Here is a 26,603-nt window from a genome sequence, read left to right on the forward strand (position 1 = left end):
ACCCTAGAAGTCGTACTGCTCGCCGACCGGGATCGGCACCGGCACGGTGTTGCCGGGAGGCGCGAGCGGGCACGCCCACGCCGGGTCGTACGCGCACGACGGGTTGTACGCGAAGTTGAAGTCCAGCACGAGCGAGTCGGCGTCGTCGCCGCCCAGGTCCGAGCCCTTGATCGTGTCGAGCAGGTAGCGTCCGCCGCCGTACGTGCCGCGGGCCTTGCCGGCACTGGAGTCCTTCACGGGGACGAACAGCCCGCCCCCGTAGCCGCCGTGCGACCAGACGTCGAGCGTGCCGACGCCCGGGACCGTCACGACGCCGAGGCGGTCGAAGTGCACGGTGCCGTCGGTGCCGGTCTCGTAGTCGAACTCGGCGGGCTCGGCCGGTTCGATGCGCACCTGGAACCGCCAGGCGGGGTCGTAGTCCGGCACGGGCAGCGACTCGAAGTCGCGGGCGTCCTCGTCCAGGAGCGGCGACGCGGGGTGCTCCGCGAACATCGCGTCGCGGGTCTCCCGCCACAGTGCGTGCGCCGTCTGGGGATCAGGCGTCGCGCGGACACGGCGGTACAGGTCGAACGTCATGCGCCGCCAGTCCACGGTCGCCAGCGTGCTGCGGACACGGTCGTCGGTCGTCGGCTCCTGGGGGCGCGTCTGGCTCACGTGGTCGAGGCTACGCCCGCTCCGCGGTGGACGGGAGGCCCGACTCGCCTCGGTCAGGCGGCATCCGTCCGCCAGGCGGGCGCGAGCGCACGCATCCGGTACGCCCGCCACTGCCAGATGACCCACATCCCCGGCCACAGCACCGCGCCGAGGGGCCACGGCCGCATCCGGTAGGTCAGGCGGTCGATGAGCAGCGTCCGGTCGCCGGGAGCCGGCACGACCGCCATCCGGTGGCGCATCGTCATGCGGCCGAACAGCCCGCTCGTGCCGCCGCCGTTGTCACGCTGCACGGGGACGCCGTCGATCTCGTACAGGTCGAGGTCGACGTGCGTGTCGCCGCTCGGCACCAGGCCGAACGCACGCGCGGTGATCGGGTGCGGGTGCCCCGGTTCCCACCGCTCGGGGAACCCCTCGGGGCTGCGCGAGCGGTACACCAGGAACGGCTTCGTCACCGCGACCATCACGGACGGGGACAGCAGGGCATCGCGCACGGCGTCGACCGGCGCATCGAGGACGATCCGGATACCGACGTGCATGCCCAGGACCCTACGCTCGCGGCCGTCGACCACTCACGGCAAATGTGAAATACGAGTATGTGAGTGTGTACAGCATGCGATCCACTCACCCCCGCCTGCCCCTGCTCGCCGCCCCAGCCGTCCTCCTCGTCCTCGCCGGCTGCGCGGCCGGAACGCCTCCCGAGGCCGACGCGCACGACGCCGGCACGTCGTGGTCGTACGAGGGAGCAGGCGCCCCGCAGCACTGGGGTGGTCTCACCGACGAGTACGGCACGTGCGGAACCGGCGCCCAGCAGTCCCCGATCGATCTCCCGGCCGCCCGCGGTGGCGCCGACCTCGACCTCGTGGGCTCGGGTGCTGTCCGGGGTCTGACGGCGGACAACGGGCACACCGTGCAGTTCACCGCCGGCGACGGTGCCTCGACGACCATCGCCGGCGCGGACCTCGACCTGGTGCAGCTGCACTTCCACGCGGGGTCGGAGCACACCGTCGACGGCGACCCGGCCGACGCGGAGTTCCACTTCGTGCACGCCGACGACCGCGGCGCCCTGACCGTCCTCGGGGTCCTCGCCGAGCGGGGCGCGCACAACCCCGCCTACGAGAGCTACCTCGCCGGTGCGACGGCAGGGGCGGGTCGCGAGAGCACGGTGGACGTCGAGGCGATGCTGCCCGCGTCGCGCTCCTTCGCGACCTACGAGGGCTCGCTCACCACGCCGCCCTGCACCGAGGGGGTGCGGTGGATCGTGCTCGAGGACCCGATCGAGCTCGGCGCCGACCAGCTCGCCGACCTCGAGGCAGCGCACGTCGAGAACGCGCGTCCGGTCCAGCCGCTCGGTGACCGGACGGTCCGTCACACGCTCTGACGGTCAGGCGTGCCGGGCGGACCGGCGGCGCGACCCCTCGGCGCGGTCGTGCCGCCGGAGCCGCTCGGCCAGGGACAGCCGGACCGCCGGCCACTCCGAGGCGATGATCGAGAACACCACCGTGTCGCGGAGCGTGCCGTCGCGACCGATCGAGTGGTTCCGCAGCACGCCGTCCTGCTTCGCGCCCAGGCCGGCGATCGCGGCGCGGGACTGGTGGTTGTGCCAGTGCGTGCGGAACTCCACCGCGATGCACTGCCAGGCCTCGAACGCATGGGAGAGCATCAGCAGCTTCGCCTCGGTGTTGATGCCCGATCGCTGCGCCGACTTGGCCAGGAAGGTGCTGCCGATCTCGACGTGTCGGTTGCCCGCGTCGATGTTCATGAAGGTCGTCGAACCCACCACGCGGCCGGTCGGACGGTCCCGCACCGCGAAGGGCACCATGCGGCCGGCCTCGTGCTCGGCGAGGCGCCGGTCGATCTCGTCCTCGACCTGGGCCGGCGCAGGGACCGAGGTGTACCAGGTGCGCCACAGATCGCCGTCCGTCACCGCTGCCCGCAGGTCTTCCGCGTGCTCCTGCGCGAGGGGCTCGAGCGTCACACGGTCGCCGGTCAGGGTGGGCGCGGGGGCGATCTCCATGGAAGTGCATCCTACGGTCGTCGACCATGGTGGAGCCTGTCGGGACGGCCACCCTGTGGAGAGGGACAGCATCGTCCGGGCGGCTATCGTGACGGACGTGGCAGAACGCACCCAGGAGCAGTACCAGGTCCGGTTCGCGTGGGGCACCGGTGGGGCGGCACGCATCGCCCACGGCGCACACCTCGTCGTCTGGGTGGACGTCCTGCCGAGCCCGCCGGACGCGGCGGCGCAGCGCCGCGCGCTGCGGAACGCGACCGGCCAGCTGCCGGACGGTCCGGAGGTCGTGCTCGGCCACCTCGGCAACGCGAGTGCGATCGCGGAACGGGTGACGGGCCTCCAGGCCGATCGTGGCGACCGGTGCGTCGTCGCGGTCGTGGCCGCCGGGCTGCACCATGCCGGAGCGCTGGACGACGCGGCCGAGGCCGCGGGCGAGACCGTCGACGTGCCCGACGCACCCGACTTCGCCGTCGAGGACCTGCTCGCCGCCGGCGCCGTCGTCGATGCGCTCGCCGCGGTCGGGATCGACCACACCTCACCGGAGGCTGCTGCGGCCTGCGCGGCGTACAGCGGGCTCCGGCGCGCGGTGAAGCACCTGGTCACGGCGTCCGAGAGCGCGGCCGTCCTCGGTCGCGAGCCGGTGCACGCGGCGCTCGCCGTCGGACCGGAACTGGTCGTCCTGCGGGAATCGCGGGGCCGGGCGTAGCGTTCGGGCGGACAGGGACCGGAGCGCCGTCCAGGCCGTCCGGCACCAGCGAGCGAAGGAGCAACGCATGAAGGCAGTCGTCGGCGACACGGTGATCGCGGAGGCCCCGGAAGAGGACCTCATCAAGATCGAGGGCAACTGGTACTTCCCGCCGTCGAGCGTGAAGTCCGAGCTGTTCACCGAGAGCCCCACCCAGTACCACTGCCCGTGGAAGGGCGACACCCAGTACTTCACGGTGAACGTCGACGGACAGGCGCTGCAGGACCGCGCGTGGTCCTACCCGACGCCGATCCCGTCGTCGTTCGACCGCGTCGGCAAGGACTACTCGGGCTACGTCGCGTTCTGGAAGGACGTCACGGTCGTCGAGTGACGACCGACGTCACGGCGCTCACTGCGTCACCGTGAGCACGATCAGTGCGACGTTGAGCGCCACGATGACCGCCGCGATCACCCACGCCACCACGCGGGTGGTCGCGGCGTTCACGTCCGTGCCCATGATGCTGCGGCGCGACGTGTAGACGACCAGCGGGACGATCGCGAAGGCGATCCCGAAGCTCAGCACCACCTGGCTCACCACCAGCAGCATCGTCGCGTCGGCACCGATCGCGAGCAGCACGATCGCCGGCACCAGGGTGATCACACGCCGCGCCACGAGCGGGATCCGGACGTGCAACAGCCCCTTCATGATCTCGGCGCCGGCCATGCAGCCGACCGAGGTCGAGGCCAGTCCGGACGCCAGCAGCCCCACCGCGAACAGGACCCCGACGGCTGGGCCGACGTGCTCGGCGATCGCCCGCTGTGCTCCGGGGATCGAGTCAGTGTCCGCGACCCCGGGTAGCGTCGCCGCGGCGAGGACGAGCATGCAGATGTTCACGCCGCCGGCGACCACCAGCGCGAGACCGACGTCCCACCGGGTCGCGACGAGCACGCGGCGGCGCTCGGGGCCGGCGGGCACGTCGCCGTGCCGGTCGCGGGCGAGCGCCGAGTGCAGGTAGACCGCGTGCGGCATGACCGTCGCGCCGAGCATCGACGCCGCGAGCATCACCGACTCGGAGCCCTCGAACCGCGGCACGAGGCCGCTGACGAGTTCGGCGGGGGAGACCTGTGCGAAGAGCAGTCCGGCGCAGAAGCCGACGGTCAGGATCGCGAGCATCGCCGTGACGACGGCTTCGAAGGTGCGGGTCCCGCGGCGGCTGTGCAGGGTCAGCAGGAGCATCGAGACCACACCCGTGATGAGCCCGCCGGCGACGAGCGGCAGGCCGAAGAGCAGGTGCAGAGCGAGCGCGCCGCCGATCACCTCGGCGATGTCGGTCGCGGCCGCGACGATCTCGGCCTGCCCCCAGAACAGCAGCCTCGGGGTGCGACGCATCCGCAGGCCGAGGTGCTCCGGGAGGGACTTGCCCGTGACGACGCCGAGCTTGGCGGACAGGTACTGCACGACGACCGCGCTCGCGTTCGCGGCGACCAGGACCCAGAGGAGCAGGTAGCCGTACTTCGCCCCGGCGGTGAGGTTGGCCGCCACGTTGCCGGGGTCGACGTAGGCGATGGCCGCCACGAACGCCGGGCCGAGCAGGGTGAGGCCCGCGGCGCGGCGGCGCGGCGTGCCGGAGGGCTGCTCGGTGGTCCTCGCGGCGGCGGTGTCGGTCACGGCACCAGCATGCCAGAGAATTCGGCATGCCGAATCTTTTTCTTCGCGGTACCTTCTCGGCTGGCTGGAGGGCGGTTCAGACCGCCGCGCGCCGAGCGCGGTGCGCACGGACCTTGGCGCGGTTCCCGCAGCGCTGCATCGAGCACCAGCGGCGTGTCCCGCCCCGCGACGAGTCGTAGAAGACGAGCGCGCAGTCGTCCGCCGAGCAGCGGCTCAGACGCGTCGGACGGCCGTCGGCCTCGACGTCGTCGAAGCCGACCTCGGTGAACAGCGCGACGGCGTCGCGCGCGACGCTGGACAGTGCCTGGGCCAGGCGGACGCGGTTCGCTCCGGCACGTCGGCGGCCACCCGGGAGGCTCGGGGGCACGTCCGGCAGGGCGGCGAACAGGTTGACGGTGTCGATGTCGTCGGGCGCGGGGCGCGTGCGGCCGGTCCCGGCACGCAGGCCCGCCGCGACGGCGGTGCGCTCGGCCGCGGTGGTCGCCGGGCCGGGGGCTGCGGCGACGGCGAGTCGGGCGATCGCCGCGCGGAGCGCGCGGGCGTCCTGCAGCTCGCGCGCGCTCGCCCCGACGTCGATCGGTTCGGTGTGGTCGCTGAGCCACTCGTCCAGGTCCGCCGGGCTCGCGAGCAGCTCACCGAGCTGCGATCGGGGACGCCGACCGTCCGGGTCGTCGGCGAACCCACCGGTGTGCGCGAAGTCCAGGGCGATCCGACCGGCGTCGAAGAACCAGGTGGATCCGGCGTCCGTGCGGATGTGCTGCCCCGTGTGCATCCGTCCAGGCTAACGGGTTACCGGCGCGCCTCCGCGCGCGGACGGACTCATGCGGTAGTCGAGGCCACCGTCGACGGGGTGTCAGCCTCGCTCCGGCGCCGCCAGACGATGGCGTTGCGGGGATCGAACCGGCGGGAGCACCGGGCACAGGCGAGCTGGCGGGTGGGCGTCCGGTAGCGGAAGTGCTCGTGTCCGGCGGGACAGGTCCCGATCCACGGTGCGAGCTCGCTGGCGATCGGGCCGTCGTGCAGCCGCGAACCCGTGTACCCGATGGCGGACGCGGTCCGCTTCCACTTCGGGCCGTGGCCCGCACGGGCCCCCGCGAGGGCGTGCGCGACCTCGTGCAGCAGGACCTGCTCGACGTCGTCGTCCGAGAACCGTGCGGCCAGGTGCCGACTGACGGTGATGCGCTTCCGGGCGAAGTCGCACTGTCCTGCGCGGGTCTTCGCGTGGTCGAACCCGAAGGTCCATGCGCCCGCGCCGAGGTGTTCGGAGATGAGTGCCTCGGCTCGGGAACGGACCGTCTCGAGTGCGGTCACTGGTCGGCGCGGGGGTCGGCCTGGCCCTTCTTGGCTGCCCGTGCGGCGATCCGTCCCCAGATGTCGTCGGCCTCGGTGCGCGCGGCGTCCGGCGCCCCGAGCACCCGGCGGCGGATCGGCGGGACCTGCTTGACCGGCTCGGCGACGCGCATGGTCGGTTCGTCGTCCTCAGCACGGCGGGCGGCGACCTCGCGGGCCGTCCGCGGCTTGTCAGCGGGTTCGGCGGGGTGCGTGATCGAGGCACGCATCGCCGCCTCGACCGCGGTGCGCAGGGCGTCGGTGCGCTCGGACGGGGCACCGGCCTGGCGGAACGCCTGGTAGGCGCGGGACAGTGCGGCGCGGGACTCTTCGAAGCGGTCGTTCTCGAACAGCGACCACCCCTCGATCTCGGCGGCGGCCCCCTCGAGCTCCGGCCACTCCTCGGTCGCGGCGGTGTCGCGAGCCAGAGCAGCCTCGGTCGCGGCACGCTCGTGGCGACCGAGGTCGTGCAGGATGTGCGCGCGCCGGATCCGGGCGGCGACCTTGTCCTGGCGCTCGCCCGTGAACATCGCGAGGCGGAAGACCTCTTCCGCGACGACGAGTGACTCGTCGAGTCGGCCGAGCAGGCGGAGGAGTTCGGCGCGTTCCGCGAGCGCCTCGGTGCTGCGGCTCTGACCGAGGTCGCGCAGACGCTGGTGCACGGCGTCGACGTCGACCGCCGGCCGCAGGCTGATGGGCGCGAAGGTGCTGCCCGGGCTGACCCCGGCCGTCACGGGAGCCGCGTGGCGCGGTTCACGGGACGGGTCGGACGGGTCGGGCTGCTGACGGTCGTCGGGCGGGAGGGACATCGGTTCGAGGGTAGCCGCGCTCTGCCGGGAGCGGCCGGTGCGACGCGCTCAGGCTTCGCGCCGGTGGACGCAGAACGGCCCGCCGTGCCGGAGCACGACGGGCCGTTCGGGACGGGCTCAGCGGATCAGGACATCCCGCTCGCCGCGACCGCAGCGACGCCGACCGCCACGACGAAGACGATGAGCGCGACGACGGCGAGGACGATCGCGAAGACGCCCCAACCGCGGCCACGCTTGGTGACGGCAGCGATGATGCCCTGCACGATCGCCCACAGGCCGAGGGCCGTACCCAGGTAGAACATGAGGGACCCGGTGATGACGTTCGACGAGGTCATCAGCTCGGTGATCTGCGCGTCGCTCGGCGTCGCCCCGCTGTTCTGCATCGAGTCGCGGAAGGCGTCGGAAGCGCCGAACGACTGCCCGAACAGGTACCCGCCGATGGCTCCCACGACCAGGGCGGCGAGGCCGACCACGAATGCGATCACGCCGACGGTCTTCTTCTTGGCCTTCGGTTCCTCGTAGCTCTGCCATGCGGGCGAGCCGGAGCTCGCGGGCGCCGCGGCGTACGGCTGCTGGCCGTACTGCTGCTGCTGGCCGTACTGGTCCTGTTGCTGCCCGTACTGCTGTTGCTGCCCGTACTGGTTCTGCTGCTCGCCGTACTGCGGGGCGGACTGCCCGTACTGCGGCGTCGGGTCGCTCCGCTCGCCGTACCGCGGTGCGTCGGCGGCGGGCTGCTGCTGCGGGGCTTCGCCCCAGCTCGGCGCCTGGCCGTCGCCCGTCCGGTCCTGGTTGCTCCGGTCGTCGTTCGTCATCAGGGGATCCCATCGCTCGGTCGCGCACCTGCGCGGTCGTTCAGACCATCCTGACAGCCGCACCCGCCGAGTGCCCGGGAACGGCCTGGCGCGCCGCCCCGCCGTCACCGCGGGGTCAGGCGCCGAACACGCTCCGGTTCGGCTCCGGTGACGCAACGGCCGTCGCGTCGGTGACGATCGGCGCCCCGGCGATGAACGCCCGCAGCTCGGCCCCGTGGACGACCTTCGCCGGCATCGGATCCGAGGAGTACCGCCGCGGCATCTCGGCGATCGGCAGGTCGGTCGGCGAGCCGAGCAGCACGATGTTCCCGAACCGCCGCCCCTTGAGCATGCCGGTGTCCGCCACCGCCGCGACCGAGGGCAGAACGGCCTGCAGCGTCGACGCCTGCCCCCGCGCGAACGCGAGACCCGCGCCGTCGGCCACGTTCACGGCGACGATGCCGGTCGGCGACAGGAACGCAGCGACCTCGCGGTAGAACTCGATGCTCGTCACGTGCGCCGGGATCTGCGAGCCGCCGAAGACGTCCACCACCGCCAGGTCCACCGTGCCGCGCAGCCCGGAGGGGAGCTTGCCGAGCACCTCGCGCGCGTCGCCGTACCGCACCCGGATCGACGCACCGCGGGGGAACGGCAGGACCTCGCGGACGTGGTCCACCAGGTCGCGCTCGAGCTCGATGACCTGCTGGCGGGAGCCCGGCCGGGTCACCGCGACGTACCGGGGGAGCGTCAGGGCACCGGCACCGAGGTGCAGCGCCGTGACCGGGCCGGACGGCAGCAGGTCGATGGCGTGCCCGATCCGCCGGATGTACTCGAACGCCAGGTGGGTCGGGTCCTCGAGGTCGACGTGCGACTGCGGCGTACCGTCCACCACGAGCGTGAAGGACCCGGGGCGGTGCCGGTCCGGCTCGACCACCGAGTACCCCGCACCGATCCGGAACCCGTCGAACGCATCAGCCATGCGGTCAATCGAACACCACCCGACCGGCACCGCGATCACCACCCGGGCCCCCACCCCTGGTTGGTGTGCCCGCGGACGCGCCGGAACGAGGCTGGATCCATCGGTCGGGGACGTCCCGCCGGGTCACCTCGAAAGGCACACCATGTCGGTCCAGCTCCTCGTCAACGTCCTGATCGGCGTCGCTCTCGTCGGCTTCCTCGGGTACCGCCAGGCCACCTGGCAGTACCTCGACCCGGCGCGAATCTGGCGCACGCCGATGATCATGGCGATCATCGGCGTGGTGGTCCTGGCACAGTCGGGGGCGACAATCACCACGATCGACGTCGTGTTCCTCGGCATCGAGGCCCTGATCACGATCGGCGTGGGCCTGACGATGGGCACCATCACCCGCTTCCGCACCGTCGCCACCCCGGACAGCAAGGGTCGGACGATCCAGTCCCGCACGGGCTGGCTCGGGGCGTCGCTCTGGATCGTGCTCATCGCCGTGCGCGTCGGCCTCGACGTCCTCGGCGGCCACCTCGGTGCGCACCTGCTCACCTCGACCGGCGCGATCCTGCTCGTGCTCGCCCTGAACCGCGCCGCCCGCGCCGTCGTCATCGACCAGCGCATCCCCCGCGGAGACCGGACCGCCAGTGGCCGCACCACCCGCGGCATGATGGTCCGGTGACCCTGCTGAGCGGACAGGACCCGACCGACCTCCCCGGAGGTCGGTCCCGTTCGGCAACCGCCTGGGGACTCAACGCCCTCGGCATCGTGATCGTCGGGTTCTGGTTCGTGAAGAACGGACTCGAGCTGCAGCTCCCCGTGTGGGTGTGGGTACTCGGCGCGGTGGCGCTCGCCGCGTGGGCGCTCCGTGAGTTCGGCCGGACGCCGCAACTGCTCGTCGTCGCGGGCGTGGTGATGATCGTCGCCGGTTCCCTGACCGTGGTGGCGACCGACTCGCTCATGATCGTCCCCGTGATCGTCGGGATCGTCCTGCTCGGCGCGAACCTCCGGGTACCGGTCTGGGTCGCAGCGGTCACCGCGGTGGGGGCGGTGGTGGTGATCGCCGTGTGCGCCACGATCGAGCACGCCTCGATCCAGTTCGTCCTCGGCACGAGCGGCGGGCTGCTGCTCGGCGTGCTCATCGGGTTCAGCCGCCGGCAGTTCCGGGTCGCGGCGCAGCGTGCGCGGCAGGCCGAGCGGGACCAGCAGCGGGCACAGCTCCTCGCCGACCGGTCCCGGGCCTCGCGGGACATCCACGACGTGCTCGCGCACTCGCTCGGGGGTCTCGTGCTGCAGCTCGACGCGGTCGAGGCCCTGCTCGAGGCCGGCCGGGTCGACGACGCGACGAAGCGTGCCGGCGAGGCCAGGACCCTGGCGGCGGACGGTCTTGCCGAGGCCCGCCGGGCCGTGCACGCCCTCCGCGACGACGCGGACGCCGAGACCGATGCCACCCCGGACGCCGAGCCCGATGCCACCCCGGACGCGGCCGCCGTCCCCGATCCGACCACGACCGCGGACCGCGCCACCACCCCGGACCGGACCACAGCCCCGGACCAGGCCACGCGGACCACCGGAGCCGACGTGCCGGACGCGAGCCGCGCCTCCCGGCCGTCCACCGACCCCGTGCCGGACCGCACCGACCGCACCGACCGCACCGACCTGACCGCCCTGGTCGCCGCCCACCGCTCGTTCGGCGGCACCATCGTGGTGCAGGGCGACGCGACCCTGGCCGCACTCGACGAGGCGCACCGCGCCGCCGTCGTCCAGGTCGCCCGCGAGGCCCTCAGCAACGCCCGCAGGCACGCCCCCGGCCGCCCCGTGTCACTGTCCGTCGTCCGCGACGGCGACGCCGTGGACGTCGTCGTGGCCAACCCGCTCACCGGCGGCGGCCAGGGCCTGCTCGGGATGCGCGAGCGCGTCGAGGAGCTCGGCAGCGGTGCGACGGTCGAAGCGGAGCGATCCGACGACGAGTTCGTCGTCGCGCTGCACCTGCCGGTGGACCGGGTGGCCGAGCACGAGGCGGACGCATCGTGACCATCCGTGTCCTCGTCGTCGACGACCAGGCGATCGTCCGCGACGGCCTGGTGACGGTGCTGTCGCTCGTACCGGACCTGCAGGTGACGGGTGAGGCAGCCGACGGCGCCGAGGCGATCGCGGCGGTGGACCGTGACGCTCCCGACGTCGTGTTGATGGACCTCCGCATGCCCGGCACCGACGGGCCGACGGCGACCGCGCGCATCGTGGCCGACCACCCGCAGGTGGCGGTGCTCGTGCTGACGACCTACGCGGACGACGAGTCGATCGTGACCGCCCTCCGGGCGGGTGCGCGCGGGTACCTGACGAAGGACGCCGGACGGACCGAGATCGCGACGGCGATCCGGGCGGTCGCGTCGGGGCAGTCGACGTTCGACGCGACCGTCGGAGCGCGGCTGGTGGCGCAGCTCGCCGGCGGCGGGGCGACGGCATCCGCGCCCGCTGTGCCGGCGCTGCGAGACCGGTTCCCGGACCTCACCCCGCGCGAGGCCGACGTGCTCGAGCACATCGCGGCCGGCCGGACGAACCCGCAGATCGCGGCGGAGCTGTTCCTGACGGTGCCGACGGTGAAGTCGTACGTGAACCAGGTGTTCGCGAAGCTCGGGGTAGCCACCCGCGCCGAGGCGGTCGCGCGCGTCCTGCGCTGACCGGTCCTGGCCGGTACGTGAATGCGTACACATGGACGGCCAGCGGACGCCAAGACTCGTTCCGTACTGTTCATCCGGTCGTCACGCGAGACCGCGTCGATGCGTGCAGTGCCCCACACCTCGCGCGTCCGCCTTCCCGACGTGACCACGACGTGCCGTCGAACGCCCCCACCGCTCGAGCGTGCGCGCCGTGGGCGCGCGTCCGCGTGCCCCTTCCGGTCACCCGCGCGCGCTGGCCGTGATCACATCGCTCCCGTCATGTAAAATACGGGATGCAACACTCCGCCGAGCCGCAGGAGACCCGACATGACCGCCGACACGATGAGCGTGCCCACCGCACGCCCGGCCGCACCGATGACCCGCGCCACCACGCACACGACCGCGAGCCGGACGACGCGGGTGCCCCGCGCCTCCCGTCCGGCCCACGCCGACCACGAGACGGCACCCACCTGGATGCGTGTCGTCGGCACGGTCCTGCTCCTCGGCGGGCTCGGCCTGACCGCGGCCGTGACCGCCTGGCCCGGCGACGCGCCGGAGGCCGCGCTCATCGTGCCGGCGCTGGTCGCCGTCGTGGCGGGCGTGCTGCTGCTGCTCGCGCGGGCCGGGTTCGCCGTCACCGACACGCACGTCACGTTGCACTTCCGGCCGCTGCCGCCACGGCGCATCGCGCGTCGGCGCATCGCCGACGTCCGACTCGTCGAGGCGGACGCCCGCACCTACGGCGGCGTCGGCCTGCGGATCGGTCGCGGCGTGCGCGCCCTGATCCTCACCCCCGGACTCGGCATCGAGATCACCGACGAGCGTGGCCGCGTCACCTTCGTGCGCACCCGCCGACCCGAGGGCGCCTTCCGTGCGCTGGCGGGACAGCAGGGCCGGCCGGGAGGCACGGGGCACGTCGAGCGCGAGCGCCTCGGCTGAGCGCACGGCCGGGTCCACTGCGCGGGCCGGGAATTCCGCGGGCACGCAGCGGCTTATACACGCCACTGCCGAATCTGGTCAAGCCAGGACTGGACAGCACGACTCGGCGCGAACTATGATGGCAGTTCGCGCTCCCTGGCATCCGTGTCGTCATATTGCGGTCGACGCAGAGTTCTGAGTTGGACAAGCTCAACTCGCCCTGGTGCAGCCGGACCCGTATATGGCGGCGGGTCCCGCTCACGGAGATCATCCCACACGTGCACCGACGTTCCGCGTCAGGCACGCGTCGGCGTGGTCGCAGGGCATGAACTCGCGGGGATCGCCGAGCGATCATCTACTCACCTACATGCTGCTCGTCAGTATCGGCCCGACGGGGCCTACGGAGGTCACACCCTTGGCTGCTGCGCCCAACGCATCCACCAACCCCAAGAACGGTCGCAACCACTCGCGACTCTCGTTCGCCAAGATCACGGACACCCTCACGGTTCCTGATCTGCTCGCACTCCAGACGGAGAGCTTCGACTGGCTCGTCGGCAACGACGTCTGGAAGGCCCGTCTCGCAGAGGGACAGGAGCAGGGTCGCACCGACCTCGCCCTGCACTCCGGGTTGGAGGAGATCTTCGAGGAGATCTCCCCGATCGAGGACCTCGGCGAGACCATGCAGCTCTCGTTCACGGCGCCTGAGCTCGAGGACCCCAAGTACTCGATCGACGACTGCAAGGAGCGCGGCAAGACCTACGCCGCTCCGCTGTACGTCAACGCCGAGTTCATGAACCACATGACGGGTGAGATCAAGACGCAGACGGTCTTCATGGGCGACTTCCCGCTCATGACCGAACGCGGCACGTTCATCATCAACGGCACCGAGCGCGTCGTCGTGTCGCAGCTCGTCCGTTCGCCCGGCGTGTACTTCGAGCGCCAGCAGGAGAAGACGTCCGACAAGGACATCTACTCCGCGCGCGTCATCCCCTCGCGTGGTGCGTGGCTCGAGTTCGAGATCGACAAGCGCGACCAGGTGGGCGTGCGCATCGACCGCAAGCGCAAGCAGTCGGTCACGGTCTTCCTCAAGGCGCTGGGTCTGACCAGCGAGGAGATCATGGAGGAGTTCCAGGGCTTCGCCTCGATCGAGTCGACCCTCGAGAAGGACGCCATCCTCACGAAGGAAGAGGCGCTCAAGGACATCTACCGCAAGCTGCGCCCGGGCGAGCAGGTCGCTGCCGAGGCCGCGCGTGCGCTGCTCGACAACTTCTACTTCAACTCGAAGCGCTACGACCTGGCGAAGGTGGGCCGCTACAAGGTCAACCGCAAGCTCGGGATCGACGCCCCGCTGTCCGACTCGGTGCTGACCGTCAAGGACATCGTCGCGACGATCAAGTACCTCGTGTCCCTGCACGCCGAGAAGACCACGCTGAACGGCGTGCGCGACGGCGAGCCGGTGCAGCTGCGCCTCGACGTGGACGACATCGACCACTTCGGCAACCGTCGCATCCGCGCCGTCGGCGAGCTCATCCAGAACCAGGTCCGCACGGGTCTGTCCCGCATGGAGCGCGTCGTCCGCGAGCGCATGACCACGCAGGACATCGAGGCGATCACGCCCCAGACGCTCATCAACGTGCGTCCGGTCGTCGCCGCGATCAAGGAGTTCTTCGGAACGTCCCAGCTGTCGCAGTTCATGGACCAGAACAACCCGCTCGCGGGCCTGACGCACAAGCGTCGTCTCTCGGCCCTCGGCCCGGGTGGTCTGTCCCGTGAGCGTGCCGGCGTCGAGGTCCGTGACGTCCACCCGTCGCACTACGGCCGCATGTGCCCGATCGAGACCCCGGAAGGCCCGAACATCGGCCTGATCGGCTCGCTCGCGTCGTTCGGTCGGATCAACTCGTTCGGCTTCATCGAGACCCCGTACCGTCGCGTCGTCAACGGCGAGGTCACGAAGACCATCGACTACCTGACCGCCTCGGAAGAGGACGAGTTCGTCGTCGCGCAGGCCAACGCCCCGCTGACCGACTCGTTCCACTTCGCCGACGACAAGGTCCTCGTCCGCAAGAAGGGTGGCGAGGTCGAACTCGTCGCCAAGGGCGAGGTCGACTACATGGACGTCTCGCCGCGCCAGATGGTGTCGGTTGCGACCTCGCTCATCCCGTTCCTCGAGCACGACGACGCGAACCGCGCCCTCATGGGTGCGAACATGCAGCGTCAGGCCGTCCCGCTGCTCCGTTCCGAGTCGCCGCTCGTCGGTACCGGTATGGAGGGCTACACCGCGATCGACGCCGGTGACGTCGTCACCGCCGACAAGGCCGGTGTCGTCTCCGAGGTCTCGGCCGACGCCGTGACCCTGCAGCTCGACGAGGGTGGCACGCAGACCTTCTACCTGCGCAAGTTCGACCGCTCCAACCAGGGCACGAGCTACAACCACCGCGTGGTCGTCTCGGCCGGCGAGCGTGTGGAGCAGGGTGAGGTCATCGCCGACGGTCCCGCGACGGAGAACGGCGAGCTCGCGCTCGGCAAGAACCTCCTCGTCGCGTTCATGCCGTGGGAGGGCTACAACTACGAGGACGCGATGATCCTGTCGCAGAACCTCATCAAGGACGACACGCTCTCCTCGATCCACATCGAGGAGTACGAGGTCGACGCCCGCGACACGAAGCTCGGCAAGGAGGAGATCACCCGTGACCTCCCCAACGTCAGCCCGGACCTGCTGGCCGACCTCGACGAGCGTGGCATCATCCGCATCGGTGCCGAGGTCCGCCCCGGCGACATCCTGGTCGGCAAGGTCACGCCGAAGGGCGAGACCGAGCTCTCCGCTGAAGAGCGCCTCCTCCGCGCCATCTTCAACGAGAAGTCGCGCGAGGTGCGCGACACCTCGCTGAAGGTGCCCCACGGTGAAGAGGGCACGATCATCGGCGTCAAGGTGTTCGACTCGCAGGACGGCGACGACGAACTCGGCTCTGGTGTCAACCAGCGCGTGGTCGTCTACATCGCCCAGAAGCGCAAGATCACCGCGGGTGACAAGCTCGCCGGTCGTCACGGCAACAAGGGCGTCATCTCGACCATCCTCCCGGTCGAGGACATGCCCTTCCTCGCCGACGGCACCCCGGTCGACATCGTCCTGAACCCGCTCGGCGTCCCCGGCCGCATGAACTTCGGCCAGGTCCTCGAGATCCACCTCGGTTGGCTCGCCAAGCAGGGCTGGAACGTCGAGGGCATCCAGGAGTGGGCATCGGCCCTCCCCGAGGCAGCGCACAGCGCCGCTCCGGGAACGAAGGTCGCCACCCCGGTGTTCGACGGTGCGTACGAGCGCGAGATCGAGGGCCTCCTCGACTCGACCCTCCCGAACCGCGACGGCGAGCGCCTGATCGGCTCGTCCGGCAAGGCGCAGCTCTTCGACGGTCGCTCCGGCGAGCCGTTCCCCGAGCCCGTCTCGGTCGGCTACATGTACATCCTCAAGCTGCACCACCTGGTCGACGACAAGATCCACGCTCGTTCGACGGGTCCGTACTCGATGATCACGCAGCAGCCGCTGGGTGGTAAGGCGCAGTTCGGTGGCCAGCGATTCGGTGAGATGGAGGTGTGGGCGCTCGAGGCGTACGGCGCCGCCTACGCCCTCCAGGAGCTCCTGACGATCAAGTCCGACGACATCCTCGGCCGCGTGAAGGTCTACGAGGCGATCGTCAAGGGCGAGAACATCCAGGAACCCGGCATCCCCGAGTCCTTCAAGGTCCTCATGAAGGAGATGCAGTCGCTCTGCCTGAACGTCGAGGTCCTCTCGGCCGACGGCCAGGCGGTCAGCCTGCGCGACAACGATGACGAGGTCTTCCGCGCTGCGGAGGAGCTGGGCATCAACATCTCCTCGCGGTTCGAGTCGTCGTCCGTCGACGACATCTGATCCCGCCCGTACATCGAAGCCTGAATCAAGCAAGAGAGAAGAACATTGCTCGAAGCAACTTCCTTTGACGCCATTCGGATCGGCCTCGCGACCGCCGAGGACATCCGTCAGTGGTCGTACGGCGAGGTCAAGAAGCCGGAGACCATCAACTACCGCACCCTGAAGCCCGAGAAGGACGGTCTGTTCGGCGAGCAGATCTTCGGTCCTTCCCGCGACTGGGAGTGCGCCTGCGGCAAGTACAAGCGTGTCCGGTTCAAGGGCATCGTCTGCGAGCGCTGCGGCGTCGAGGTCACCAAGTCCTCGGTCCGTCGTGAGCGCATGGGCCACATCGAGCTCGCTGCCCCCGTCACGCACATCTGGTACTTCAAGGGCGTCCCGTCGCGCCTCGGGTACCTCCTCGACATGGCGCCGAAGGACCTCGAGAAGGTCATCTACTTCGCGGCCTACATGATCATCGACATCGATGAAGAGGGCCGTCACGCGGACATGCCGGGTCTCGAGAACGAGATGCGTCTCGAGATCAAGACCCTCGAGGGCCAGCGCGACTCGATCATCGCCGACCGCCTCAAGAAGCTCGAGGACGACCTCGCAGCCCTTGAGGAAGAGGGTGCGAAGGCCGACGTCAAGCGGCGCACCAAGGACACCGCCGAGAAGGAGATGTCCCAGGTCCGCAAGTCGTTCGACGAGGACATCACCCGTCTCGAGCGTGTGTGGGAGGACTTCCGCAACCTCAAGGTGGGCGACCTCAAGCCCGAGGACGCCGTCTTCCACGAGCTCCAGGACCGGTTCGGGATCTACTTCGACGCCTACATGGGCGCCGAGGCGATCAAGCTCCGGCTCGAGGCGTTCGACCTGGCTGCCGAGGCCGAGGCGCTGCGTCTGCAGATCGCCGAGGGCAAGGGCCAGAAGAAGATCCGTGCGATCAAGCGTCTGCGTGTCGTCAGCTCCTTCCTCGCCACCGGCAACTCGCCGGCAGCGATGGTGCTCGGCGTCGTGCCGGTCATCCCGCCGGAGCTGCGCCCGATGGTGCAGCTCGACGGTGGCCGTTTCGCCACGTCGGACCTCAACGACCTCTACCGTCGTGTGATCAACCGCAACAACCGTCTCCGCCGCCTGCTCGACCTCGGTGCCCCCGAGATCATCGTGAACAACGAGAAGCGCATGCTGCAGGAAGCCGTTGACGCGCTGTTCGACAACGGTCGTCGTGGTCGTCCGGTCACGGGTACCGGCAACCGCGCCCTGAAGTCCCTGAGCGACATGCTCAAGGGCAAGCAGGGTCGTTTCCGCCAGAACCTGCTCGGCAAGCGCGTCGACTACTCGGGCCGTTCGGTCATCATCGTCGGCCCGCAGCTGAAGCTGCACCAGTGTGGTCTGCCCAAGCAGATGGCGCTCGAGCTCTTCAAGCCGTTCGTGATCAAGCGCCTGATCGACCTGTCGCACGCGCAGAACATCAAGTCGGCCAAGCGCATGGTCGAGCGTTCGCGTCCGCAGGTGTGGGACGTGCTCGAGGAGATCATCCGCGAGCGCCCCGTGCTGCTGAACCGTGCGCCGACGCTGCACCGTCTGGGCATCCAGGCGTTCGAGCCGCAGCTCGTCGAGGGCAAGGCCATCCAGCTCCACCCGCTCGTGTGTGCTGCGTTCAACGCGGACTTCGACGGTGACCAGATGGCCGTGCACCTGCCGCTGTCGGTGGAGGCCCAGGCCGAGGCCCGCATCCTGATGCTCGCCTCGAACAACATCCTGAAGCCGTCCGACGGCCGTCCGGTGACCCTGCCCGCACAGGACATGATCATCGGTCTGCACCACCTGACGACCGTCCGCGAAGGCGCTGTCGGTGAGGGCCGTGCGTTCTCCTCGGTCGCCGAGGCGATCCTGGCCAACGACCAGCACACGCTGCACCTCAACGCCATGGCGAAGATCCGCATGACGGGTGTCCACTTCGCCGAGGGTGAAGCTCCCGAGGGCTACGAGCAGGGCGACACCGTCCTCCTCGAGACGACCCTGGGCCGTGCGCTCTTCAACGAGACCCTCCCGGCGAACTACCCGTTCGTCCAGAAGGTCACCGACAAGGGTGTGCTGTCCGCGATCGTCAACGACCTCGCCGAGCGGTACTCCAAGACCGAGACGGCCGCTGCGCTGGACCGGATCAAGGACGCCGGCTTCTACTGGGGCACCCGCTCCGGTGTGACCGTCGCCCTGTCGGACGTCGTGACGCCTCCTCGCAAGAAGGAGATCATCGCGGGCTACGAGATCCAGGCCGCCAAGGTGCAGGGCGAGTTCGACAAGGGTCTGATCACCGACTCCGAGCGTCGCGCCGACCTGATCAAGATCTGGACCGAGGCCACCAACGAGATCGCGCAGGAGATGCGGGACAACTTCCCCGTCGACAACACGATCAACCGCATGGTGTCGTCGGGTGCTCGTGGTAACTGGCTGCAGGTCCGCAACATCGCGGGTATGCGTGGTCTGGTGAACAACCCGAAGGGCGAGATCATCGCCCGCCCGATCATCAACTCGTACCGCGAGGGCCTGACCGTGGCGGAGTACTTCATCGCCACCCACGGTGCTCGTAAGGGTCTTGCCGACACCGCGCTCCGCACCGCGGACTCCGGGTACCTCACCCGTCGTCTCGTGGACGTCTCGCAGGACGTCATCATCCGCGAGGACGACTGCGGTACGACGCGTGGCCTCGAGCTGCCGATCGCGACCGTGGACGCGGACGGCAAGCTGGTCCGCGACCCGCGCGTCGAGAACACCGTGTACTCGCGCACCCTGGCCACCGAGGCCGTGGACGCCAAGGGTACGGTCGTCGCCGAGGCTCGTGAGGACGTCGGTGACGTGCTCCTCGAGAAGCTGCTGGCAGCCGGTGTCGAGAGCATCAAGGTGCGCTCGGTCCTGACCTGCGAGTCGGCCGTCGGTGTCTGCGCGAAGTGCTACGGCCGTTCGCTCGCCACCGGCAACCTGGTCGACATCGGTGAGGCAGTCGGCATCATCGCCGCACAGTCCATCGGTGAGCCCGGTACCCAGCTGACGATGCGTACCTTCCACACGGGTGGTTCGGCCTCGGCCGACGACATCACCCAGGGTCTGCCGCGTGTCACGGAGCTCTTCGAGGCCCGTACGCCCAAGGGCGCGTCCCCGATCGCCGAGGCCCCCGGCCGCGTCGTCGTCGAGGACACGGACAAGGGTCGTCGGATCATCCTCACGCCGGACAACGGTGACGAGCCGTTCATCTACCCGGTGCTCAAGCGTGCGACGCTCCTCATCGAGGACAACCAGCACGTCGAGCTCGGCGAGCAGTTCATCGCCGGCACCGTCGACCCCAAGGAAGTCCTCCGGGTCAAGGGTGTCCGAGAGGTCCAGAAGCACCTGGTCAACGGTGTGCAGGACGTCTACGGCTCGCAGGGTGTGCCGATCCACGACAAGCACATCGAGGTCATCGTCCGTCAGATGCTCCGCAAGGTCACCGTCGTCGACCACGGCGACACCGACCTGCTGCCGGGTGAGCTCGTCGACCGGTCGCGCTACAACATGCTGAACCGTGCGGCGCTGCAGGAGGGTCGCAAGACCGCCTCGGCTCGCCAGGAGGTCATGGGCATCACGAAGGCGTCCCTCGCGACCGAGTCGTGGCTGTCCGCCGCTTCCTTCCAGGAGACCACCCGCGTGCTCACGCAGGCGGCCATGGAGGGCAAGCAGGACCACCTCGTCGGCCTCAAGGAGAACGTCATCATCGGTAAGCTCATCCCCGCCGGGACGGGCCTCAGCCGGTACCGCGACGTGGACGTGAACGCGACGGAAGAAGCGAAGGCAGAGCGGTACCCCAACCGCATCTTCGCGGACGACTCGTCGTTCTCGGACGCCGACCTGAGCTTCGTCGACTTCGACAGCTTCTCGTCGGACGACTTCACGCCGGGCACGTACAACTGAGTCTGATGTGATCCCACGAAGGCCCCGTCTCCGCAAGGAGGCGGGGCCTTCGTCGTGTCATCACCACGTGACGGACAGGAGGCCCGGTGCCAGGCCGCCACGGGCCTCCCGGCCTGCGAGCGGTGGCGTCTAGAGCGCGCGGTCCGCGCCGTTGTCGCGTCCCGAACCGCGACCGGTCTCGTCCACGAGCGAGAACAGGCTGAGGACGTTGCCGTCGGGGTCGCGGACGTCGAACCAGTTCACGGCGCCGTCGACGCACTCGACCGGTCCGATGTCGATGCCGAGCGAGCCGATGCGGGCGTGCTGCGCGCCGACGTCGTCGACGCCGAACCGGACGCTCACCGGGTTCTCCTCGGCGGAGTCGTCCTCGTAGAGCTGGATCCAGATCCCGCCGACCTCGTACTCGGCGACACCGTCCTCGGGTTCGAGGTCCGGTTCGGTGCGCTCGAAGACGGCGCCGTACCAGAGGCAGGACGCCTCGATGTCGGTGACGGGCAGCCCCACGGTCACGCTCGTGATGTCCATGACTCATCATGGTCCCGGTCGGGCCTGCTCGTCGAGGGGCTCTCCGCGGTGTCTCGCCGCGCGGCGGAACTGGCAGGGTGGATGGATGGCGACCCTGCGCGAACGGATCACGGCCCCGGCACACCTCTCGTTCCCCACGCCGATCGGCGGGCTGACGTTCCGCGCGGGCGCGCACGACGACGTCGGGGCGATGCACGCCGTCGCCGTCGCGTCGGCCGCGGTCGACGACCCGCACGCTCGTCCCTCCACAGTTGACCTCGAACGGTCGTTGTCCACTGAGGGGCTGGACGTCACCAGGGACACTGTGGTGGGCGTCGATGCTGGAGGGCATGTGCAGGCCTACGGCATCGTCATCGACGTCCCCTCCCGCGTCACTGCTGCGCGCGCCGTGCTCGACGGGGCGGTCCACCCCGACCTGCGCGGGCAGGGGATCGGGCGGCGGGTACTGGCCTGGCAGGTCGGCCGGGCCCGGCAGCGCCTGGCGACGCTCGACGTCGACCTGCCGGCGACGCTCGACGTCGGTGGGAGGCAGGGGTCCTCGGCGCTCCGGCTGGCGGCGCACTTCGACTTCGCGCCGGTGCGCACCTGGCTGGACATGCAGGTCGTGTTCGACGACCGCGGGCCGGACGCCGACGCGGTGCCCGTCCTGGCGGACGGGCTCGTCCTGCGGCCCGTCACGGCGGACGACATCGAGCCGCTCCGGACGGCCAAGAACGACGCCTTCCGCGACCACTGGGGTTCCCAGCCGATGGTCGCGTCGGACTGGCGGGGGTTCCTCACCTCGGACAAGAGCCGGCTGGACCTGTCGCGGGTCGTCGTCGGTGCCGACGGTTCGGTCGTGGCGTTCACGATCGTCGAGGTGGAGCCCGACGGGTTCGCTGCCCGGGGCCGTTCGTACGGGTACGTGCACTGGGTCGGCGTCGTGCGTGCAGCACGGGGGACGGGGCTCGCCCCGATCGTCCTCGACGCCACCCTGCAGGCGATCCGTGCCGACGGGCTGTCCGCGGCGGTGCTGCACGTCGACGCCGAGAACCCGAGCGGAGCCGGGCGCATCTACGAGCGACTCGGGTTCGTCGCCGGCGAGGTCCACGTCACCGCGTCGGCGTCGCTCTGACCATGGCGTCGGGGGTCCTGGACCCCAGTTCTGGGTGCATCCGGACCCCCTCCGCCCCCTCCTTCTGGGACTGCGGCCGACGACTGTCGCAGAAGTAGCGTGGTCGAGCGCCACATCCCTGGTGGTGCGCAACCCGACCACGTCTCGCCGCGCGCGAGTCCAAGGAGGCACAGGACTCATGGCGACCCTGTCCGAGATCCTCATCCTGAACGGCGCCCTGCCGATCGAGCACCTCGACTCGATGACGGGCGACGAGGACCTCGACGAGCGCGCCATCCGCGGCCTGGTCGACCAGGGCGTCGTGAGCGAGGCGCAGTTCATCACCGCCCGTGCGGCATCGAACAACTCGCGAACCGTCCCGTTGACCGACTACCCGGTCGACGGCACCGCGGTCTCGATCCTCCCCGCTGCGCTCTGCCGGCGCCACGGCGTCCTCGGCGTCGGGTTCGAGGGCGAGCTGCTCATCCTCGCGATGGTCAACCCGACCAACGTGCTCGCGATCGACGACGCCCGCGCTGCCTCCGGCCGGCCGATCAAGCCGCTCCAGGTCGACGAGCGCGACCTGCTCACCGCGCTCGACCGCTACCTGCGTGCCGACGACGAGCTCAACGACCTGACCTCGTCGCTGGAAGAAGAAGCCTCGGTCAGCTCCTCGGCCCAGGTGGACCTGGCCGACGGTGCCCTCGACGACGTCCCGATCGTCCGCTTCGTGAACCTGCTCGTGTCGCAGGCGATCCAGGACCACGCCTCGGACATCCACATCGAGCCCGGTGAGCACGAGGTCCGGATCCGCTACCGCATCGACGGTGTGCTGCACGAGATGGCCCCGGCGCCGAAGAACATCCAGAACGGCGTCATCAGCCGCCTGAAGATCATGAGCGACATCGACATCGCCGAGCGTCGCAAGCCGCAGGACGGCCGCATGTCGGTCCGCCACGGTGGCCGCCAGATCGACCTCCGCGTGGCGACGCTGCCCACCGTGTGGGGCGAGAAGGTCGTCATGCGGATCCTCGACAACACGAACACGTCGCTGACCCTCAAGGACCTCAACCTCCTCGAGCAGAACTTCCAGGCGTACCAGCGGTCGTACTCGAAGCCGTACGGCATGATCCTGGTCACCGGGCCCACCGGCTCCGGCAAGTCCACGACGCTGTACACGACCCTGAACGCGGTCGCGAAGCCCGAGATCAACGTCATCACGGTCGAGGACCCGGTCGAGTACCGGATGGCCGGCATCAACCAGGTGCAGGTCAACCCGAAGGCCGGGCTGACCTTCGCCTCGGCGCTGCGCTCGATCCTGCGATCCGACCCCGACGTCGTCCTGCTCGGTGAGATCCGCGACCACGAGACCGCCCAGATCGCCATCGAGGCATCCCTCACCGGACACCTCGTGCTCTCCACCCTGCACACGAACGACGCCCCCTCCGCCGTGACCCGACTCACCGAGATGGACATCGAGCCCTTCCTGGTCGGCTCCGCCCTGGACTCCGTCGTGGCCCAGCGTCTGGCACGACGGCTGTGCGACCGGTGCAAGGCCCCCGCCGTGTACGAAGCCGAACAGCTCCGCACCCTCGGGTTCCTGCGCCCCGGCGACGAGGTCCCGGCGTTCTTCGCGCCCATCGGCTGCGCGGTCTGCTCGAACACCGGGTACCGCGGCCGCATCGCCCTGCACGAGGTCATGACCGTCACCGAGGAGATCGAGCGCCTCGCCGTCTCGCGTGCCTCGAGCGCCGAGATCAGCCGTGTCGCCCAGGCGCAGGGGATGCTGACGCTCCGCCAGGACGGCTTCGAGAAGGTCAAGCTCGGTCTCACGAGCGTCGACGAGATCCTGCGCGTGGTCGCGTAGTCACGAGAGAGCGCAGCAGATGACCGACTCCGTGTACGACATCACGATCCCCGGCGACGAACCCGTCGCCGGCTGGCACCCGGGCAACCCCGGCACCGAGGTGGGCTCCCGCCGTGCAGCACGCCTGGCTGCCGCCGCAGCGTCGGCCCCTCCGGAGCAGGTCTACGACCTCGGTGACGACGCCGCCGGCTGGCCGGCACCGTCCGGATCGCCCGTCGCCGTGCCGGTCGCGCAGCCGCTCGCCGCTCCGGCGACGCCGCCCGCCGGCGTGCCGTCGTCGATCGCGACCTACGGCTACGCCGAGGCGCCGACGCAGCAGCTCCCCACGGCGCCTGCGGCCCCGGCACCGACCGCCACGATCGGCGGCGACATCGAGTTCTCGCGCCACGCACGCGAGGTCGCGGACCCGGACCTGATCACCGCGCTCGCCCAGGTCGTGTACCAAGGCGCATCCGACCTGCACGTCACCGCCGACGCCCCGCCCACGGTCCGCGTCGACGGCTCGCTCCGTCCCGCAGTCCCCGGAGGCGCGTGGTCGCGCGGCAAGGTCATCGCCGCACTCAAGACGATGCTGTCGGTCGAGCAGGCCGGCCAGTTCGACCAGGAGCAGGAACTCGACTTCGCCTACTCGCTGTCGCCGGAGTACCGCTTCCGCGTGAACTTCTACCAGCAGCGCGGCAACTGGGGCGCGGCCTTCCGCATCATCCCCACCAAGATCAAGACGCTCAAGCAGCTCGGCATCCCCGAGCACGTCGGCGACTTCGCCGGCCTGCCCCGCGGACTCGTCCTGGTCACCGGCCCGACCGGTTCCGGCAAGTCCACGACCCTCGCCGCCCTGATCGACCTGGTGAACGAGAGCCGGGCCGACCACATCGTGACGGTCGAGGACCCGATCGAGTTCATGCACGAGCACAAGAAGGCGATCATCAACCAGCGCGAGGTCGGTGCCGACACGCACTCCTTCGCCGCCGCGCTGAAGCACGTGCTGCGCCAGGACCCCGACGTCATCCTGATCGGCGAGCTCCGCGACCTCGAGACCATCTCGGTCGCGCTCACCGCGGCCGAGACCGGTCACCTGGTGTTCGCCACCCTGCACACGCAGAGTGCCCCCGGCACGATCGACCGTGTCATCGACGTCTTCCCGCCACACCAGCAGGGCCAGATCCGCACGCAGCTCGCCGCGACCCTGCAGGGCGTCGTCTGCCAGACCCTGGTGCCGAAGGCCAACGGTGTCGGCCGGGTCGTCGCCACTGAGATCATGACGATCACCCCCGCCATCGGCAACCTGATCCGCGAGGGCAAGACCTACCAGATCACGTCCGCCATGCAGGCCGGCCGTGACCTGGGCATGCACACCATGGACCAGGACCTCGCCGAACTGGTCAACGTCGGCACGATCTCGCGCAAGGCCGCGATGGACAAGGTGCACGACGAAGAGGGCTTCGACCGGCTGGTGCAGCGCGTCGAGTCCCCGTCCGACTCCTCGGCAGCCGCGATCGCCGCCAGCGGGATCGACTTCGGCGACAAGTTCTCCGGAGGCTACTGATGTCCCTCGCATTCGACTACCGCGGGCGCGACGGTGCCGGCAAGCTCGTCAAGGGCCGTCTCGACGCCTCGTCCGAGGGCGCTGTCGTCCAGCGGCTCCGGGGCATGGGCGTCTCGCCGATCGCGATCACGGAGTCCAAGGCCGGCACCGGCCTGCAGACCGAGATCAAGATCCCGGGCTTCGAGAAGGGCGTCGGTCTCAAGGACCTCGCGATCATGTCGCGCCAGGCCTCGACGATGCTCACCTCGGGACTCTCGCTGCTGCGCGCGCTGTCGATCCTCGCCGACCAGACCGAGAACAAGAAGCTCAAGGACATCCTCGGCAAGGTCCGCGACGACGTCGAACGCGGCGTCTCGTTCTCCGACGCGGTGGCGAAGTACCCGGTCGAGTTCCCGCCGATCATGATCAACATGATCCGTGCGGGGGAGACCGGCGGGTTCCTCGACCAGGCCATGGACTCCATCGCCACCAACTTCGAAAAGGAGCACAAGCTCCGCTCGACCATCAAGTCGGCCATGACCTACCCCGTGGTCGTGCTGTGCATGTCGCTCGCGGCCGTCGTCATCATGCTCGTGTTCATCGTGCCGATCTTCCAGGGCATGTTCGAGTCGCTCGGCGGGCAGCTGCCGTTGCCGACGCTGATGCTCGTCTACTTGTCGCACGCGATGGTGTACGTCGGGCCGTTCCTCGCGGTCGCCGTGGTCGTCGGCTGGTTCTGGTGGCGCGCGAACAAGAACACCGACCGTGTGCGTCGGGTGATCGATCCGCTCCGGATGCGCCTTCCAGTGTTCGGACAACTCAACCGCAAGATCGTGATGGCCCGGTTCGCGCGCAACCTGTCGAACATGATCGGGGCCGGCGTGCCCATTCTCGAGGCATTGCAGATCGCCGGACAGGTGTCGAACAACTTCGTCGTCGAGCAGGCATTGGGGCGTGTTTCCGAAGCGGTTCGAAAAGGGGAATCAATCGCCGCCCCGCTCGAGCGGGAATCGGTCTTCCCGACAATGGTGACGCAGATGATCGCGGTCGGTGAGGACGCCGGTTCGATGGAATTGATGCTCGAGCGGATCGCGGTCTTCTACGACAACGAGGTCGAGGCATCGACAGAAGCGCTGACCTCGCTGATCGAACCGCTGCTCATCGGGTTCCTCGGGGTGGTCGTCGGCGGCATGATCGTCGCGCTGTACCTGCCGATCTTCCAGATCTCGTCGCTCGTCAAGTAGCGATCCAACAGCACGGGCCACCCTCCGA

23 protein-coding genes are annotated in these 26,603 nt (G+C 69.9%); 13 read left to right on the forward strand and 10 right to left on the reverse strand.

Annotation, left to right across the window (positions count from 1 at the left end; all coding sequences use genetic code 11):
* Positions 1–3 precede the first annotated feature (3 nt).
* Together EDF40_RS10290 and EDF40_RS10295 are read right to left on the reverse strand one after the other, a co-directional pair.
* The gene (locus EDF40_RS10290; protein WP_123339557.1) at positions 4–576 is read right to left on the reverse strand and encodes a DUF1684 domain-containing protein; all 573 of its coding nucleotides are present in this window, start codon (positions 574–576) and stop codon (positions 4–6) included.
* A 131-nt stretch (positions 577–707) separates the two neighbouring features.
* Positions 708–1,190: a hypothetical protein gene (locus EDF40_RS10295; protein WP_123339445.1), complete on the reverse strand. Its 483-nt coding sequence runs from the start codon at positions 1,188–1,190 to the stop codon at positions 708–710.
* A gap of 74 nt (positions 1,191–1,264) precedes the next feature.
* Here EDF40_RS10295 and EDF40_RS10300 point away from each other — a divergent pair, with 74 nt between their 5' ends.
* Entirely contained in the window at positions 1,265–2,032 is a 768-nt protein-coding gene (locus EDF40_RS10300; RefSeq protein ID WP_148053820.1) for a carbonic anhydrase, read from the forward strand.
* Between the two features lie 3 nt (positions 2,033–2,035).
* Here EDF40_RS10300 and EDF40_RS10305 read toward each other — a convergent pair whose 3' ends face one another.
* Positions 2,036–2,668, reverse strand: coding sequence for a GNAT family N-acetyltransferase (locus tag EDF40_RS10305; RefSeq protein ID WP_123339447.1), 633 nt, complete (start codon positions 2,666–2,668; stop codon positions 2,036–2,038).
* 97 nt (positions 2,669–2,765) lie between these two features.
* On the opposite strand from EDF40_RS10305, the gene EDF40_RS10310 reads away from it, so the two are divergent.
* Together EDF40_RS10310 and EDF40_RS10315 are read left to right on the forward strand one after the other, a co-directional pair.
* The gene (locus tag EDF40_RS10310; RefSeq protein WP_260212651.1) at positions 2,766–3,371 is read left to right on the forward strand and encodes a hypothetical protein; all 606 of its coding nucleotides are present in this window, start codon (positions 2,766–2,768) and stop codon (positions 3,369–3,371) included.
* Positions 3,372–3,438: 67 nt separating this feature from the next.
* Complete coding sequence (locus tag EDF40_RS10315; protein WP_111083501.1) at positions 3,439–3,741, forward strand: DUF427 domain-containing protein; 303 nt, start codon at positions 3,439–3,441, stop codon at positions 3,739–3,741.
* Between the two features lie 18 nt (positions 3,742–3,759).
* On the opposite strand, the gene EDF40_RS10320 is transcribed toward EDF40_RS10315, so the two are convergent.
* The 6 genes from EDF40_RS10320 to EDF40_RS10345 all read right to left on the reverse strand — a co-directional run bounded on the left by EDF40_RS10320 (position 3,760) and on the right by EDF40_RS10345 (position 8,927).
* Complete coding sequence (locus tag EDF40_RS10320) at positions 3,760–5,019, reverse strand: Nramp family divalent metal transporter (protein WP_123339448.1); 1,260 nt, start codon at positions 5,017–5,019, stop codon at positions 3,760–3,762.
* 76 nt (positions 5,020–5,095) lie between these two features.
* Positions 5,096–5,791, reverse strand: coding sequence for a CGNR zinc finger domain-containing protein (locus EDF40_RS10325; RefSeq protein ID WP_111083499.1), 696 nt, complete (start codon positions 5,789–5,791; stop codon positions 5,096–5,098).
* Between the two features lie 47 nt (positions 5,792–5,838).
* The gene (locus tag EDF40_RS10330; protein WP_123339449.1) at positions 5,839–6,330 is read right to left on the reverse strand and encodes a SprT-like domain-containing protein; all 492 of its coding nucleotides are present in this window, start codon (positions 6,328–6,330) and stop codon (positions 5,839–5,841) included.
* On the reverse strand, positions 6,327–7,157 hold the full coding sequence (locus tag EDF40_RS10335; RefSeq protein ID WP_123339450.1) for a hypothetical protein: 831 nt from the start codon (positions 7,155–7,157) through the stop codon (positions 6,327–6,329). Before EDF40_RS10335 ends, EDF40_RS10330 begins: the two co-directional genes overlap by 4 nt.
* 125 nt (positions 7,158–7,282) lie before the next feature.
* Positions 7,283–7,969, reverse strand: a complete 687-nt coding sequence (locus tag EDF40_RS10340; RefSeq protein WP_123339451.1) for a DUF4064 domain-containing protein — start codon at positions 7,967–7,969, stop codon at positions 7,283–7,285.
* Between the two features lie 115 nt (positions 7,970–8,084).
* Positions 8,085–8,927 carry a spermidine synthase gene (locus EDF40_RS10345; RefSeq protein ID WP_123339452.1) on the reverse strand — a complete coding sequence of 281 codons (843 nt, stop codon included), beginning with the start codon at positions 8,925–8,927 and terminating at the stop codon, positions 8,085–8,087.
* 142 nt (positions 8,928–9,069) lie between these two features.
* On the opposite strand from EDF40_RS10345, the gene EDF40_RS10350 reads away from it, so the two are divergent.
* From EDF40_RS10350 to rpoC, 6 genes are all read left to right on the forward strand, one after another.
* On the forward strand, positions 9,070–9,594 hold the full coding sequence (locus EDF40_RS10350) for a hypothetical protein (protein ID WP_123339453.1): 525 nt from the start codon (positions 9,070–9,072) through the stop codon (positions 9,592–9,594).
* Positions 9,591–10,946: a histidine kinase gene (locus EDF40_RS10355; RefSeq protein WP_123339454.1), complete on the forward strand. Its 1,356-nt coding sequence runs from the start codon at positions 9,591–9,593 to the stop codon at positions 10,944–10,946. The genes EDF40_RS10350 and EDF40_RS10355 overlap by 4 nt, the downstream gene beginning before the upstream one ends.
* Positions 10,943–11,593, forward strand: coding sequence for a response regulator transcription factor (locus EDF40_RS10360; protein ID WP_123339455.1), 651 nt, complete (start codon positions 10,943–10,945; stop codon positions 11,591–11,593). The genes EDF40_RS10355 and EDF40_RS10360 overlap by 4 nt, the downstream gene beginning before the upstream one ends.
* Before the next feature lie 306 nt (positions 11,594–11,899).
* On the forward strand, positions 11,900–12,511 hold the full coding sequence (locus EDF40_RS10365) for a hypothetical protein (RefSeq protein WP_123339456.1): 612 nt from the start codon (positions 11,900–11,902) through the stop codon (positions 12,509–12,511).
* Between the two features lie 394 nt (positions 12,512–12,905).
* A complete protein-coding gene (gene rpoB, locus EDF40_RS10370) occupies positions 12,906–16,394 on the forward strand; it encodes a DNA-directed RNA polymerase subunit beta (RefSeq protein ID WP_111083490.1) in 3,489 nt (1,162 codons plus the stop codon).
* Positions 16,395–16,439: 45 nt separating this feature from the next.
* Positions 16,440–20,321: a DNA-directed RNA polymerase subunit beta' gene (gene rpoC / locus EDF40_RS10375; RefSeq protein WP_111083489.1), complete on the forward strand. Its 3,882-nt coding sequence runs from the start codon at positions 16,440–16,442 to the stop codon at positions 20,319–20,321.
* A gap of 129 nt (positions 20,322–20,450) precedes the next feature.
* Here rpoC and EDF40_RS10380 read toward each other — a convergent pair whose 3' ends face one another.
* Positions 20,451–20,846, reverse strand: a complete 396-nt coding sequence (locus EDF40_RS10380; RefSeq protein ID WP_123671416.1) for a VOC family protein — start codon at positions 20,844–20,846, stop codon at positions 20,451–20,453.
* Between the two features lie 85 nt (positions 20,847–20,931).
* Here EDF40_RS10380 and EDF40_RS10385 point away from each other — a divergent pair, with 85 nt between their 5' ends.
* The 4 genes from EDF40_RS10385 (at position 20,932) to EDF40_RS10400 (ending at position 26,575) form a co-directional block, all read left to right on the forward strand.
* Positions 20,932–21,960 (forward strand): GNAT family N-acetyltransferase, encoded by a 1,029-nt coding sequence (locus EDF40_RS10385; protein ID WP_185002959.1) that lies wholly within the window; start codon positions 20,932–20,934, stop codon positions 21,958–21,960.
* A gap of 178 nt (positions 21,961–22,138) precedes the next feature.
* On the forward strand, positions 22,139–23,806 hold the full coding sequence (locus EDF40_RS10390) for a GspE/PulE family protein (RefSeq protein WP_111083486.1): 1,668 nt from the start codon (positions 22,139–22,141) through the stop codon (positions 23,804–23,806).
* Between the two features lie 19 nt (positions 23,807–23,825).
* On the forward strand, positions 23,826–25,352 hold the full coding sequence (locus tag EDF40_RS10395) for a type IV pilus twitching motility protein PilT (RefSeq protein WP_123339458.1): 1,527 nt from the start codon (positions 23,826–23,828) through the stop codon (positions 25,350–25,352).
* On the forward strand, positions 25,352–26,575 hold the full coding sequence (locus EDF40_RS10400) for a type II secretion system F family protein (RefSeq protein ID WP_123339459.1): 1,224 nt from the start codon (positions 25,352–25,354) through the stop codon (positions 26,573–26,575). Before EDF40_RS10395 ends, EDF40_RS10400 begins: the two co-directional genes overlap by 1 nt.
* Positions 26,576–26,603: the final 28 nt, after the last annotated feature.

This window comes from Curtobacterium sp. PhB170, from assembly GCF_003752345.1.
Taxonomy (GTDB): domain Bacteria; phylum Actinomycetota; class Actinomycetes; order Actinomycetales; family Microbacteriaceae; genus Curtobacterium.

Coding starts and splice junctions, on each gene's coding strand:
- EDF40_RS10290 (WP_123339557.1), bottom strand. CDS start 576: ATGACGTTCGACCTGTACCGCCGTGTCCGCGCGACGCCTGATCCCCAG.
- EDF40_RS10295 (WP_123339445.1), bottom strand. CDS start 1,190: ATGCACGTCGGTATCCGGATCGTCCTCGATGCGCCGGTCGACGCCGTG.
- EDF40_RS10300 (WP_148053820.1), top strand. CDS start 1,265: ATGCGATCCACTCACCCCCGCCTGCCCCTGCTCGCCGCCCCAGCCGTC.
- EDF40_RS10305 (WP_123339447.1), bottom strand. CDS start 2,668: ATGGAGATCGCCCCCGCGCCCACCCTGACCGGCGACCGTGTGACGCTC.
- EDF40_RS10315 (WP_111083501.1), top strand. CDS start 3,439: ATGAAGGCAGTCGTCGGCGACACGGTGATCGCGGAGGCCCCGGAAGAG.
- EDF40_RS10325 (WP_111083499.1), bottom strand. CDS start 5,791: ATGCACACGGGGCAGCACATCCGCACGGACGCCGGATCCACCTGGTTC.
- EDF40_RS10335 (WP_123339450.1), bottom strand. CDS start 7,157: ATGTCCCTCCCGCCCGACGACCGTCAGCAGCCCGACCCGTCCGACCCG.
- EDF40_RS10340 (WP_123339451.1), bottom strand. CDS start 7,969: ATGACGAACGACGACCGGAGCAACCAGGACCGGACGGGCGACGGCCAG.
- EDF40_RS10345 (WP_123339452.1), bottom strand. CDS start 8,927: ATGGCTGATGCGTTCGACGGGTTCCGGATCGGTGCGGGGTACTCGGTG.
- EDF40_RS10350 (WP_123339453.1), top strand. CDS start 9,070: ATGTCGGTCCAGCTCCTCGTCAACGTCCTGATCGGCGTCGCTCTCGTC.
- EDF40_RS10365 (WP_123339456.1), top strand. CDS start 11,900: ATGACCGCCGACACGATGAGCGTGCCCACCGCACGCCCGGCCGCACCG.
- EDF40_RS10380 (WP_123671416.1), bottom strand. CDS start 20,846: ATGGACATCACGAGCGTGACCGTGGGGCTGCCCGTCACCGACATCGAG.
- EDF40_RS10385 (WP_185002959.1), top strand. CDS start 20,932: ATGGCGACCCTGCGCGAACGGATCACGGCCCCGGCACACCTCTCGTTC.
- EDF40_RS10390 (WP_111083486.1), top strand. CDS start 22,139: ATGGCGACCCTGTCCGAGATCCTCATCCTGAACGGCGCCCTGCCGATC.
- EDF40_RS10395 (WP_123339458.1), top strand. CDS start 23,826: ATGACCGACTCCGTGTACGACATCACGATCCCCGGCGACGAACCCGTC.
- EDF40_RS10400 (WP_123339459.1), top strand. CDS start 25,352: ATGTCCCTCGCATTCGACTACCGCGGGCGCGACGGTGCCGGCAAGCTC.